At 72.8% G+C, this 12,351-nt stretch carries 10 protein-coding genes; 9 read left to right on the top strand and 1 reads right to left on the bottom strand.

The window, feature by feature from the left end; translation table 11 throughout:
- Window positions 1–71: 71 nt before the first annotated feature.
- Window positions 72–818 carry a class I SAM-dependent methyltransferase gene (locus tag CKY47_RS06505; RefSeq protein WP_306744737.1) on the bottom strand — a complete coding sequence of 249 codons (747 nt, stop codon included), beginning with the start codon at window positions 816–818 and terminating at the stop codon, window positions 72–74.
- A gap of 273 nt (window positions 819–1,091) precedes the next feature.
- Between CKY47_RS06505 and CKY47_RS06500 the strand changes: the two genes are divergently transcribed.
- The 9 genes from CKY47_RS06500 to CKY47_RS06460 all read left to right on the top strand — a co-directional run bounded on the left by CKY47_RS06500 (window position 1,092) and on the right by CKY47_RS06460 (window position 12,351).
- Window positions 1,092–1,973 carry a DUF6039 family protein gene (locus CKY47_RS06500; protein WP_306744736.1) on the top strand — a complete coding sequence of 294 codons (882 nt, stop codon included), beginning with the start codon at window positions 1,092–1,094 and terminating at the stop codon, window positions 1,971–1,973.
- A 33-nt stretch (window positions 1,974–2,006) separates the two neighbouring features.
- Window positions 2,007–3,257, top strand: coding sequence for a hydroxymethylglutaryl-CoA synthase family protein (locus CKY47_RS06495; RefSeq protein ID WP_306744735.1), 1,251 nt, complete (start codon window positions 2,007–2,009; stop codon window positions 3,255–3,257).
- Complete coding sequence (locus tag CKY47_RS06490) at window positions 3,248–4,030, top strand: enoyl-CoA hydratase-related protein (RefSeq protein WP_306744734.1); 783 nt, start codon at window positions 3,248–3,250, stop codon at window positions 4,028–4,030. The genes CKY47_RS06495 and CKY47_RS06490 overlap by 10 nt, the downstream gene beginning before the upstream one ends.
- 31 nt (window positions 4,031–4,061) lie before the next feature.
- Entirely contained in the window at window positions 4,062–6,398 is a 2,337-nt protein-coding gene (gene fabD / locus CKY47_RS06485) for an ACP S-malonyltransferase (protein WP_306744733.1), read from the top strand.
- A 131-nt stretch (window positions 6,399–6,529) separates the two neighbouring features.
- Entirely contained in the window at window positions 6,530–7,504 is a 975-nt protein-coding gene (locus CKY47_RS06480; RefSeq protein WP_306744732.1) for a DUF6039 family protein, read from the top strand.
- A 28-nt stretch (window positions 7,505–7,532) separates the two neighbouring features.
- Window positions 7,533–9,362, top strand: a complete 1,830-nt coding sequence (locus tag CKY47_RS06475; protein WP_306744731.1) for an amino acid adenylation domain-containing protein — start codon at window positions 7,533–7,535, stop codon at window positions 9,360–9,362.
- A gap of 19 nt (window positions 9,363–9,381) precedes the next feature.
- Window positions 9,382–10,365 carry a chlorinating enzyme gene (locus tag CKY47_RS06470; RefSeq protein WP_306744730.1) on the top strand — a complete coding sequence of 328 codons (984 nt, stop codon included), beginning with the start codon at window positions 9,382–9,384 and terminating at the stop codon, window positions 10,363–10,365.
- The gene (locus tag CKY47_RS06465; protein WP_306744729.1) at window positions 10,365–11,552 is read left to right on the top strand and encodes an alpha/beta fold hydrolase; all 1,188 of its coding nucleotides are present in this window, start codon (window positions 10,365–10,367) and stop codon (window positions 11,550–11,552) included. The genes CKY47_RS06470 and CKY47_RS06465 overlap by 1 nt, the downstream gene beginning before the upstream one ends.
- A gap of 112 nt (window positions 11,553–11,664) precedes the next feature.
- Window positions 11,665–12,351: a Crp/Fnr family transcriptional regulator gene (locus tag CKY47_RS06460; protein ID WP_306744728.1), complete on the top strand. Its 687-nt coding sequence runs from the start codon at window positions 11,665–11,667 to the stop codon at window positions 12,349–12,351.

Raw genomic sequence — 12,351 nt, 5'->3', positions numbered from 1 at the left:
GGGGTTCGGGCAGGGGAGGACCCGGCCCGCCGGCGGTCGGCGGACCGTGCTCCCGGGTGGGGTCCGGGCGGTCAGTCCCGGGTGAAGACCGAGATGGGGACCTGCCACACCTGGTGGCGCGCGGTCGTCGGGTCCGGCAGCGCGCGGAGGGCGGCCACGGTGGGCACGACCAGGCGCTCCCAGTCGTCCTCGTCGACGTCCTTGAGGTAGGACCACACCCGCCCGGCGATGCTGTCGGCGTACTCCTCCGGCGTGATGTCCAGCTCGTAGGGGTTCGCGCCGCCGGTGGTGACCAGCCGCAGGCCGAGGGAGGCGGCCGTCTCGTGCAGCTTCTCCGGGGTGTCGGGCACCTCGGGCTTGAGCACGTCCAGCGCCGCCGCGGCGGCCACCATGTCGTCGGGCTCGGCCTCGGGCACGCCGTGCACGGCCACGAGCCTGCCGCCGGGGGCCAGCACGCGGGCCGCCTCGCTCAGCGTGGCCTTCATGTCGTCCACCACGTGCAGCAGGTGCACCATGATCACGTTCGGCAGCGAGTCGTCGCCGAACGGCAGCTTCTCGGCGGTGCCCAGCACGGCCATGCCGTCGAGCCGGTACCCGGCGCGGGCGGCCATCTGGGGGGCGATGTCGACGCCCACCACCGGGTGGCCGAGCTCGCGGACGCCGTAGGCGACCAGACCGGTGCCGACCCCCACCTCCAGCACGGTGCCCGGCACCAGGTGCGGGGCGATGTCGGCGGCGGCCTTGCGGCCCCGCTCCAGGCCGCCGTGGTAGGCGTCGTAGTCGTCGGCGTCCTTGTCGAAGGACATCGTCTGGGACATGGAACCGGACTCCCTCTGCTGAGCTCGTCTCTGCCGGCCGACCCCGGGGGCCTCGACCGAGCGTCCCGCGGCGGGCGGGCCTACGGCGGGAGCATAACTCAAACGGACCCGACGGTCCGTTTGCGGCCTTCCCCGTCGTGCCCCGAATCCTGCGTCCTGCCTGGTCTTCCCGGATGCACAACTTTGAGCGGCGCTCGGTTCCCGGCGTGCTTAGCGTCCTGCTCCGCCTGCCGCACAACGGCCGCGGGGGCATCTCTTCGAGAGGAGCAGGCGATGACGGCGTGGACCTTCGTGCCGCCGGCGCAGGAGCAGACCCCCGACCCCGTGGACGAACTGCTGCACACCGGCAACAGCGGGCTGATCATCCACCGCGTCGGCCAGGTGAACTACCGGTTCCGCCGGCAGGCCCGGTCGTTCGCCCGGGACCTCCAGGACGGCACCAACAAGGCGCTGCACCCGTACGCCACGACGCTCGTCTACGAGGAGCTGTTCGGCGTGCAGGACCGGCTGCACTGGCTGATCCACATGAAGGCGCCCAACGACTACGGCCGGCTGCTGGAGATGGTCGACCACGACGCCGAGTACCAGGAGATCGCCGAGGCCGACCGGCTCAGCGAGGACGGCGGCGGCAACTGGGAGCGGATGTTCGCCGAGGGGTCCTTCCGGGAGCACATCATCGTGCCCCAGCACGGCCTCACCCACGCCGACGACCACGACGTCGAGGGCCTGTTCGCCGCGCCCGCGCAGTTCCAGACCGACCAGTCCCGGGACGTCATGCTGCACAGCGGCAACGCCGGGGTCGTGCTGCACCGCACCGGCCAGGTCCGCTACGCGCTGCGCAAGCAGGGCCGCAAGTTCGCCTTCGAGTGGGGCGCGCACCTCAACCGCGAGCTGGCCGGGCGCTGCACGGTCTTCCTCTACGAGGAGCAGTGGGGCACCCAGGACCGCATCCACTGGATGATCCACCTGCGCACCCTGGACGACTACCGCGCCGTCCTGGAGCAGGAGACCGGCAACGACGAGCTCCGGGCGCTGCTGGCGAAGCAGCGCGTGCCGGACCACGCGGGCGGCGGCGACTGGGGCGCGCTGTTCCTCGACGGCTCCCTGCACGACACCGTGCTCATCCCGCACTACCCCGGCGCGGCCGGCAGCTGACGCCGCCACCGACCAGGACGACCGGAGCGAGGCATGCCAGTGACGACGGACTCAGCGGTGGGCATCGAGGCCATCGACGTCTACGTGGGCCGGACCAGCGTCGGGGTGCGCGAGCTGTTCCTGGCGCGCGACCTCGACCAGCGGCGGTTCGAGAACCTGATGATGCGGCGGAAGTCCGTCGGGCTGCCGTGCGAGGACGCCGTGACCAACGCCGTCAACGCCGCCAAGCCGCTGGTCGACGCCCTGGCGCCGGACGAGCGCGAGATGGTCGAGCTGGTGATCGTCGGCACCGAGTCCGGCGTGGACTTCGGCAAGCCCATCAGCACCTACGTCCACGAGGCGCTCGGCCTGCCCAGGCGCTGCCGCTCGTTCGAGGTCAAGCACGCCTGCTACGGCGGCACCGCGGCGCTCCAGATGGCCGCGGCGTTCGTCGGCACCCACCCCGACCCCGAGGTGAAAGCCCTGGTCATCGCGGCCGACGCGGCGATGGCGGCGGCCCGCGGCACCTACTGGGAGCCGTCGCAGGGCGCGGGGGCGGTGGCCATGCTGGTCAGCCGGCGGGCCGACGTCCTCGCCCTCGACGCCGGGGCCAACGGCTACTACAGCCACGAGGTGATGGACACCCTGCGCCCCCGGCCGGACCTGGAGGCGGGCGACTCCGACCTGTCGCTGCTGTCCTACCTGGAGTGCCTGGAGCAGAGCTACCGCCACTACACCGAGCGCGTCGTCGGCGCGGACGTCGTGACGACCTTCGACCACCTGGTGCTGCACACACCGTTCGCCGGCATGGTCCGCGGCGCGCACCGCACGCTGGTGCGCAGGCACGCGGGGCTGTCGGCCGCCGAGATCGACGCGGACTTCGCCGAGCGGGTCGCGGGCTCCCTGGAGTACTGCGCCGAGGTCGGCAACGTGTACTCCGCCGCGCTGTACCTGGCGCTGTGCTCGACCATCGACCACGGCGCGTTCGACCGGCCCAGCCGGCTCGGGATGTTCTCCTACGGCTCCGGGTGCGCGTCGGAGTTCTACAGCGGCGTGGTGCCGCCGGGGGCCAAGGCGCGGCTGGCCGCCGCCGGCGTCGGCCGGCGCATCGCCGACCGCAGGCCGCTGGAGATGCCCGAGTACGAGGTGCTGGTCGACGGGGCCGCGCACCGGATGAGCGGCGTGCGCGACCACGTCTTCGACACCAAGGAGTACCAGGACGTCTACGACGACCGCTTCGCCGGTCGGGGGCTGCTGGTGCTCGACGAGATCCGCGACTTCCACCGGGGGTACCGGTGGAGCTGACGACCACCCCCGCGGTGCGGGCGAGCCTGGACGGCGAGGTCTGCACGGCGGTGCTCGACCGGCCGGGCGAGCAGAACAGCATCACCGGCGACCTGCTGGCCGACCTGCACCGGGTGCTCGACGCCGCCGAGGCCGACCCGCGCTGCCGCGTGGTGGTGCTGCGCGCGACCGGCGGGGTGTTCTGCTCGGGCATGGACCTGGCCTCGGCGGCCGACCCGGGCGCCCGCCCCGCCGAGCGCGGCGGCGCCGAGTTCCTGGGCGTGCTGCGGCGGCTCACCGAGACGCCCAGGGTGGTCGTGGCCCAGGTCGACGGCCGGGTCACCGGCGGCGGCGTCGGCATCGTCGCCGCCTGCGACCTGGTGCACGCCACGGCCCGGGCGCAGTTCAGCCTGCCCGAGGCGCTGTGGGGCCTGCTGCCCGCCTGCGTCACGCCGTTCCTGATCCGGCGGTCGGGTTTCCAGGCCGCCTACTCGATGACCCTGACCACCACCGCGGTCGACGTCGACCGCGCGCAGCGGTGGAACCTCGTCGACGAGGCCGTGTCGCGCGCGGAGGAGTTCGAACCGCTGCTGCGCCGGCTGGTGTTCCGGGTGGGCAAGGTCGACCCGGTCACCGTCGGTGACGTCAAGCGCTACTTCCGGCGCATGTGGATCGTCACCGACGAGGTCGAGCGGACCGCCGTCGCCGAGTTCCGCCGGCTGCTCGACTCGGCCACCGTGCGCGAGCGGATGGCCGCGTTCGTGACCGAGCAGCGGTTCCCCTGGGAACGCTGACGCCCGTCCCGCGTCGAGGTGAGGAGTGTCCGTGCAGGCATGGGTCTTCCCCGGTCAGGGCGCGCAGCGCCGCGGCATGGGCGCGGACGTGCTCGACCGCTTCCCCGACCTGGTCGCGCAGGCGGACCGCGAGCTGGGCCTCCCGGTGCGCGACCTGCTGCTGCGCGACCCCGGCGACCTGCTGCGCCAGACCCGCTACGCCCAGCCCGCGCTGTTCGTCGTGGGCGCCCTGACCTTCCTCGACGCGCGCGAGCGCGAACCGCTGCCGGCGTACTTCGCCGGGCACAGCCTGGGGGAGTACGCGGCCCTGTTCGCGGCGGGCGTCTTCGACTTCGCGGCCGGCCTGCGCATGGTCCGCAGGCGCGGCGAGCTGATGGGGGAGGCGAGCGGCGGCGGGATGCTCGCGGTGCTCGGCCTGGACGCGGGGCGGGTGGCCGAACTGGCCGCCGAGCACGCGCCGGACGTGGACCCGGCCAACGTCAACGCGCCCGACCAGGTCGTGCTGTCCGGTCCGAGGGACAGCCTCGGCGCGCTCGCGCCGGTGCTCACCGCCCTGCCCGGCGTGCGCTGCGTGCCGCTGAACGTCAGCGCCGCCTTCCACTCCCGCTACATGGCCGGCGCGGCCGAGGAGTTCCGGCGGGTCGTCGAGGCCGAGACCTTCGCCGACCCGGTGGTCCCCGTCGTGGCCAACGTGACGGGGGAGCCGTACGCCCCCGGTCGGGTCGCCGCACTGCTGGCCGAGCAGATCGTCAGGCCGGTCCAGTGGGCGCGCACCGTGGACCACCTGCGCCGCGCCGGGGTGGACGAGCTGCGCGAGCTGGGGCCGGGCACCGTGCTGACCGGTCTGTGGCGCAAGGCCCTGGAACGCCCGCTGCCCCCGCCCCCAGCCCCGCCGGTTCCCACGACGAGGGTCCCGGCGACGCCGGTCCCGGTGGCCCCGCCCCCGCCGACCCCCGCGCCGGTCGCGCCCGGACTGCGCCCCGAGGACCTGGGGTCGGCCGAGTTCCGCGCCGACTACGGGCTCCGCTACGCCTACCTGGCCGGGTCGATGTACCACGGCATCTCGTCGGTGGAGCTGGTGCTGCGCATGGCGCGGGCCGGGCTGATGGGGTTCTTCGGCGCCGGGGGGCTGCGCGAGCACGTGGTCGAGGAGGCGGTGGCCCGGCTGTCGCGCGAACTCGGGCGCGGCGGGCGCTTCGGCGTGAACCTGCTGCACGGGCTCGACGACGACGCCCGCGAGCACGCCCTGGTGTCCCTCTGCCTGCGGCACGACGTGCGCCACGTCGAGGCCGCGGGGTACGCGGCGGTGACCGCGCCGGTGGTCCGGTTCCGGTTCTCCGGCGCGCACCACGACGAGCACGGGAATGCGGTCGCCGTGCGTCACGTGCTGGCCAAGGTTTCCCGCCCGGAAGTCGCCGCCGCATTCATGGGACCACCCCCACGATCATTGTTGGACGACCTGGTCGCGCGCGGCCACCTCACCCGCGCGGAGGCCGCGGCGGCTATTCGGCTGCCGGTCGCCGGGGACGTCTGCGTGGAATCCGATTCGGCCGGGCACACCGACGGCGGCGTGGCCTTGACATTGTTGCCCGCGATGTGCCGGCTGCGCGACGAGGTCATGGCGGAGCAGCGCTACGCGCGGCGGGTCCGGGTCGGCGCGGCGGGCGGCCTCGGCTCGCCCGAGGCGGTGGCGGCGGTCTTCCTGCTCGGCGCGGAATTCGTGGTCACCGGGTCGATCAACCAGTGCACCCCGGAGGCGGGGGTGTCCGACGACGTCAAGGACCTGCTCGCGGGCCTGGACGTGCAGGACACCGCCTACGCGCCGGCCGGCGACATGTTCGAGCTGGGCGCGCGCGTGCAGGTGGCCCGCCGGGGCACGCTGTTCGCGGCCCGCGCCACCAGGCTCTACGAGCTGTACCGCAGGCACGGCTCGTTGGAGGAGTTGGACGCGGCCACGGTGGCGTCCCTGGAGAGCAGGTTCTTCCGGCGGCCGCTGGCCGAGGTGTGGCGCACCACCGAGGAGTACCTGCGCCGCGAGCGGCCCGCAGACCTGGAGCGGGCGCTGCGCGACCCCAGGGCCCGGATGGCCCAGGTCTTCCGCGCCTACTTCGTGGACGGGACGAGGGCCGCCCTGCGGGGCGGTCCGGGTGAGCGGGTCAACGCCCAGGTGCACACGGGGCCCGCGATGGGGTCGTTCAACCGATACCTCAAAGGCACGGAACTGGCACATTGGCGTAAACGCCACGTCGACGTCCTGGCCTCGCGCCTCATGGAGGATGCCGTTTCCGTATTCGCTCCGTGGCTCCGGGTAATGGCCGGTGGCGGCATGCTCAAAAGTGAGCTGGGGAGCCATCGGGTAGACGCATAGGGTCGCCTCCAAAATAGTTATAGGGGCCGCGTCCCGTTCATCCATTTGGACGTTCTGCGAGATACATCGGCCATATATGGTTCCCGCGTCTCCAGGGCACCTGGTGCCGCGGGGGACTGGAGGAGGAATGCGTGACAATCGCTGAACCGCTCACCGGTGGACAGCTCTCCGCGGCGTCGCCCGCGCGTGGGGCGCAGGGGCAGACCGCGCTGGCGCCGGGCAGCGTCCTGCACACCGCCAACGCGGGCATGATCGTCGAGCGGACCGCCCAGGTGCGCAACGAGTTCCACTCGGAGGCGCGCGTCTTCGCCCGGGAACTGGCGGAGCACATCAACACCACCCAGGAGGGCGTCGCCTCGGTCTTCCTGTACGAGGAGACCTTCGGCGTCAAGGACCGCATCCACTGGCTCATCCACCTGAAGTCGATGGACGCCTACGACACGCTGGTCCGGATGGGTGACTCGGACGAGGCGTACCGGGCGCTGTTCGGCAAGCAGCGCATCGCCCCCGAGCGCGGCGGCGGCACCTGGTCCAGGATGTTCCTGGACGGCAGCCTCAGCGAAACCGTCATGCTGCCCCAGTTCTGGGGGATGTACGGGACCAAGGTGGACGGTGAGCTGGAGCGCAGCACCGACGTCTACCTGAGCGAGGACGCCGACGTCGACCTCCCGCCCGCGCGGGCGCAGACGACCCAGTCCGACGAGGAGCTGCTGCACTCCGCCAACGCCGGCATCCTGCTGCACCGGACCGCCGAGATCCTCTACGACTACCGCTCCGAGGCCAGGCAGTTCGCCCGCGAGGCCGCCCAGGTGATCAACGACAACCTGGCGGGCGAGGCCACCGTGCTGGTCTACGAGGACGCGTTCGGCCCGATGGACCGCATCCACTGGCTGATCCACATGCGCTCGCTGTCCACCTACCGCAGCCTCATGCGCCTGCACGTGCGCGACGAGGGCGCCCGGGAGATCTTCTTCCGCGAGCGCGCCCCGGAGAAGGGCGGCGGCGGCACGTGGGCGCGGATGTTCACCCAGGGCAGCTTCCTCGACACCGCGCTGACCCCCCACCACTGGGGGCTCTACGCGACGGCCAAACCGGACCCGGCATGAGCGGCGCCGGCACGATCGGAGCGGCGGGATGACCGAGTCCCCCGCAACCCTCCTGCACGAGGTCTTCGCCGCGCAGGCGGCCCGGACCCCCGACGCCGTCGCGGTGACCGCCGCCGACGGCATCCTCACCTACCGCGCGCTCGACGAGGCGTCGACCGCGCTCGCCGACCGGCTGCGCGCCGTCGGCGTCGGCCCGGAGACCCTGGTCGGCCTGTGCGCCCCGCGCGGCGCCGAACTCGTGGTCGGCCTGCTCGGCATCTGCAAGGCGGGCGGCGCGTACGTGCCGATCGACCCCGACTACCCCGAGCAACGGGTGCGCTACCTGTTCCAGGACAGCGCGGTCCCCGTCGTCGTGGCCTCCACCCGCTCGGCCGGGGCGCTGCCCGCGGACCTGTCCGCCGGCGTGGTCTGGCTCGGCGGGTCCGCCGACCGGGACCCGGCCGCCGGGAGCGCCGCCTCCACGCCCGCCGCGCCCGCCGGGGCGGACCGGGCCGCCTACGTCATCTACACCTCCGGGTCGACCGGCGAGCCCAAGGGCGTCGTGGTCGAGCACCGCTCCGTGCTGCGCCTGGTGGCGCAGACCCGGGAGTGGTTCGGGTTCGGCGAGGACGACGTGTGGACGATGTTCCACTCCCCGTCGTTCGACTTCTCCGTCTGGGAGACGTGGGGCCCGCTGCTCACCGGCGGCCGGGTCGTCGTCGTGCCCCCGAACACCACCCGCGTGCCGGCCCTGCTGCGCAGGCTCCTGCTCGCCGAGGGCGTCACGGTGCTCAACCAGACCCCGTCGGCGTTCCGCGCCCTGATCGCGGCCGACGCCGTCGAGGAGCCCGCCCGCTACGCCCTGCGGCACGTCGTCTTCGGCGGCGAACGCCTCGACGTGGGCCTGCTGCGGCCCTGGGTCGAGCGGTACGGCGACGACCGCCCCCGCCTGACCAACATGTACGGCATCACGGAGACGTGCGTGCACGTCACCCGCCGCCGGATCACCGCGGCGGACCTGGAGCGGCCGTCGGTCAGCCCGATCGGCTGCCCGATCCCGGACCTGGTGGTGCACGTGCTCGACGAGCGCCGCCAGCCGGTGCCCGTCGGCACGCCGGGCGTGCTGCACGTCGGCGGTCCCGGCCTCGCCCGCGGCTACCTCGGCCGCCCCGGGCTGACCGCGGAGCGGTTCGTGCGGGTGGACCCGGGCGCGGGGCGGCCGGTGCTGAGGCTCTACGACACCGGCGACCTCGGGGTCCGCCAGGCCGGCGGCGAGCTGCACTACCTGGGCCGCGTCGACGACCAGCTCAAGGTCCGCGGCTACCGGATCGAGCCCGGCGAGGTGGAGGCGTGCCTCCTCGCCCACCCGGGGGTCGCGGCGGCCGTGGTGACGGCCCGCGACTTCGGCGAGGGCGACGTGCGCCTGGTCGCCCACGTCGTGCCCGCGGCGGGTGCCGCCGGCCACGACCTCGTCGCCGCGCTGCGCGACCACGTCGCCGAGCGGCTCCCCGCGCACCTGCGCCCGTCGACCGTCTGCCCGGTGGCGGCGCTCCCCGTCACGCCCCAGGGCAAGGTGAACAGAAAGGCTGTGAACGACTTGCCGCTCACGGAAGAGAACCCGCCCGCCGCCGAGGTCGACGTCGTGACCGCGGTCACCGAGATCGCCGCCGGCGTCATGGGACGCCCGGTCGACCCCGCGGTCGACCTGTTCGACATCGGCGCCACCTCCCTGTCGTTCGTCCGGATCATCACCGGGGTCAACCTCCGGTTCGGCCTGCGCCTCACCGGCGGTGAACTCGACGGCACGGCCAGCGCGCTGGCCATCGCCGAGCAGGTCGAACTGGCCCGCGCGGCCACCACCGAGCACGTCACCGCCTGACACCGAAGGAGCCCGAGACATGACGCTGGCAGGTCGCGAGCGCACGTTCGCGCTGACCCCCGAAGAGCTGGACAGCTTCCGCGCCAACGGGTACTTCGGCCCGTTCAAGGTCTACGAGATCGACGAGATGGTGGCCGCCTGGCGGCGCGAGCGGCTGCGCATGCTCGACCGCTCGATGGCCGTCTACCAGGACGAGGCCGCGGAGTCCGGCAACACCAACATCTCCAACTACGACCGCCACCTGGACATGCGGTTCCTCGCCGACCACATCTGCCGCCCGGAGATCACCGACCGGGTCAACAGCGTGCTCGGCCCGGACGTCCTGTGCTGGCGCACCGAGTTCTTCCCCAAGTACCCCGGCGACGAGGGTACCGACTGGCACCAGGCGGACACCTTCGCCAACGCCTCCGGCAAGCCGCAGATCCTGTGGCCCGAGGGGCAGGAGGAGTTCGGCGGCACGATCACCGTGTGGACCGCGTTCACCGAGGCGAACGAGGACAACGGCTGCCTCCAGTTCATCCCCGGCACGCACCAGCAGATGTTCTACGACGAGACCAAGAAGATGCACTACGACCCGAACCGCATCAACAACGCGGAGAAGGACGGCGTCCGGCGCGGCTTCTTCGGCTACGACTACCGGGAGCTCCAGAAGGACGAGAACTGGAGCCCGGACGAGTCGAAGGCCGTGTCGATGGTCATGCGGCCCGGCGAGGCCATCATGTTCTGGTCCACCCTCATGCACGCCTCGCACCCGCACAGCGGCAGGACCGACGAGATGCGGCTCGGCTTCGCCTCGCGGTACGTGCCCACGTCGGTGGACGTCTACCCGGACTCCGAGGACATCGAGGAGTACGGCGGCCGCGTGTCGCTGGAGCGCTACGGCGCCGTCCTCGTCACGGGCGAGAACACCAACGCGCACAACCGGATCGTCACGGAGACCACCCGCGGCCACCGGTTCCCCTCGCGCCACGGCGTTCCCCCCGTCGACGGGACGCGGGCCTGATGAGCGCCGGCGCCCGACCGCACCCCGTCGCCAGGCTGGCGGCGGCGGTGCGGTCGGCCGCCCCGCTGGCCGGTGCGCTGCCCGAGCCGCCGGTCGTCGCGGCGGCCCCGGAGGACGGTTCCCCGTGGCCCGCGGCGGCGGCCGACCTGCTCGCCCGGATCACCGACCTGTCGGGCGGCCCCCGCTACGGCGTCGGCCCGGCCGGCGCGCCGCGGTCCGTCCTCGACCAGGTGCTCGGCGACCACCTCGACCTGGCGGGCACGGCCGCCGCCCTCGCCGCCACCGGCCTGCCCGACCGGTCCGAGGTGGACCGGATCGTCGCGGGCGCGGCGGCGGACGACCTCCTCGCGCCGGAGGCCGGCGTCGTGGTGGAGACGGCCGACGGCGCCCGGCTGCCCGCGTGGTCGGTCGGCCCGGTGACCGGGCGGCCGGTGCTGCTCGTGCTCCCGTGCGGCATGCCGGTGCGCCTGGTCGAGGGCTGGGTGCGCGCGCTGGCCGTCGACCGGCGCGTCATCACCTGGGAGAGCCGCTGGCTGTTCGCCGACCTGGACTCCGAAGTGGACCTGGAGCACGGCGTCGCCGCCCAGGTGGCCGACCTGGCGGCGGTCCTGGACGCGTTCTCGGTGCCCTCCGCGCACGTGGCGGGCATGTGCGGCGGCGCGCTGCTCGCCCTGGCCGCCGCCGCGGAACTGCCCGGCCGGGTCGACTCGCTGAGCCTGTGGCACGGTGACTTCGACCTCGGCGACGACGCGCCGAAGACCGACCACCAGCGCAACCTCCAGGCCCTCATGGGCATGGCCGCCCAGGACCGGGAGACCGCGGCGGCCGTGCACGAGGTCCTGCTCCAGAACGCCCTCGCGGGTGTGCCGGCCGACCTGGCGCACCTCGTGCTCTACCCGTACGCGTCGAGGGAACTGTTCTTCCGCTACTGCCGTCTCAACCTCGTGGTCATGGCCCAGGACGCCCGCCCCTACCTGGCGCGCGTCGACGTCGACACGCTGGTCGTGACCAGTGAACAGGACAGGACCGCGCACCCCGCCGGGTCGCTGGCGGTCGCGGAGCGCCTGTCCGCCGCACGACTGCACGTCGAGCCGGACGGCGACCACCTCACCCTGTTCCGCGCCCCGGCGCACCTGACCGGACTGCTCCGGTCCCGTTTAGCCGGGACCGCGTCGCAGGTCGGCTGAGCAGGTCATCGAGGAGGAGACCGGTTCGGCGGCCGACAGGCCGCGGTCCCTCCGCAGCAGTACATCTCAACCGTGTTCGATCCGCCCGAACAATGCACACTGGGGGTGCTCCGTGCGCTCATCCCGCAATACCGTCGAACGATCCGCGAACGGTATCTCGTCGTACATCCGCACTAACTGCGCAGGCGCGGCGCGCATAGTGGTGGAAAAGGACGAGAGTATTTACAGCGTCGGTAGCCGGGATTCCGGCGTCTACCTGGTCGAAAGCGGCCAGGTGAAAACCGTGGCCTATTCCCGGGACGGCAAGCGATGTCTGCTGTCCATCCACCCCGAAGGGGACACCTTCGGGGAGTTGGCCCTGTTCGGCCCACCGCGGGCCGAGTCGGCGATGGCGATGACCCGGACCGTGCTGCGGCAGGTCCCGGCGTCCCGGCTCAGGCAGGCGCTGTCGGACGACGCGCTGCTCCAGGACTTCATCGTGAAGCTCGGCGAGCGGGTCGTCGAGCAGCAGCAGATGATCACCAACCTGCTCACCATGGACAGTGAGCGCAGGTTGGCCGCGATCCTGCTGCACCTGGCGCAGAAGGTCGGCAACCGGGCCGACTGCGGTTACGTCGTGGAGATCCGGGACCGGATCACCCAGGAGGACCTCTCCGGCATGGTCGGCACCACCCGGTCGCGCGTCGGGTACTTCCTCAAGCGCTTCCGGGACGCGGGTCTGGTCGAATCCGTGCCGGACTCGTTCCTGTGCATCAACGAGTCGCGGATGACCGCGTTCCTGGAGGGCTGCGCGTGTTGA

Origin of the sequence: Saccharothrix longispora (assembly GCF_030852425.1) — a bacterium.
In the GTDB taxonomy this organism is placed as follows: Bacteria; Actinomycetota; Actinomycetes; order Mycobacteriales; family Pseudonocardiaceae; genus Actinosynnema; species Actinosynnema longispora.
Note: the sequence above shows the minus strand (reverse complement) of the source record. Positions and strands in the feature narration are given on the sequence as shown.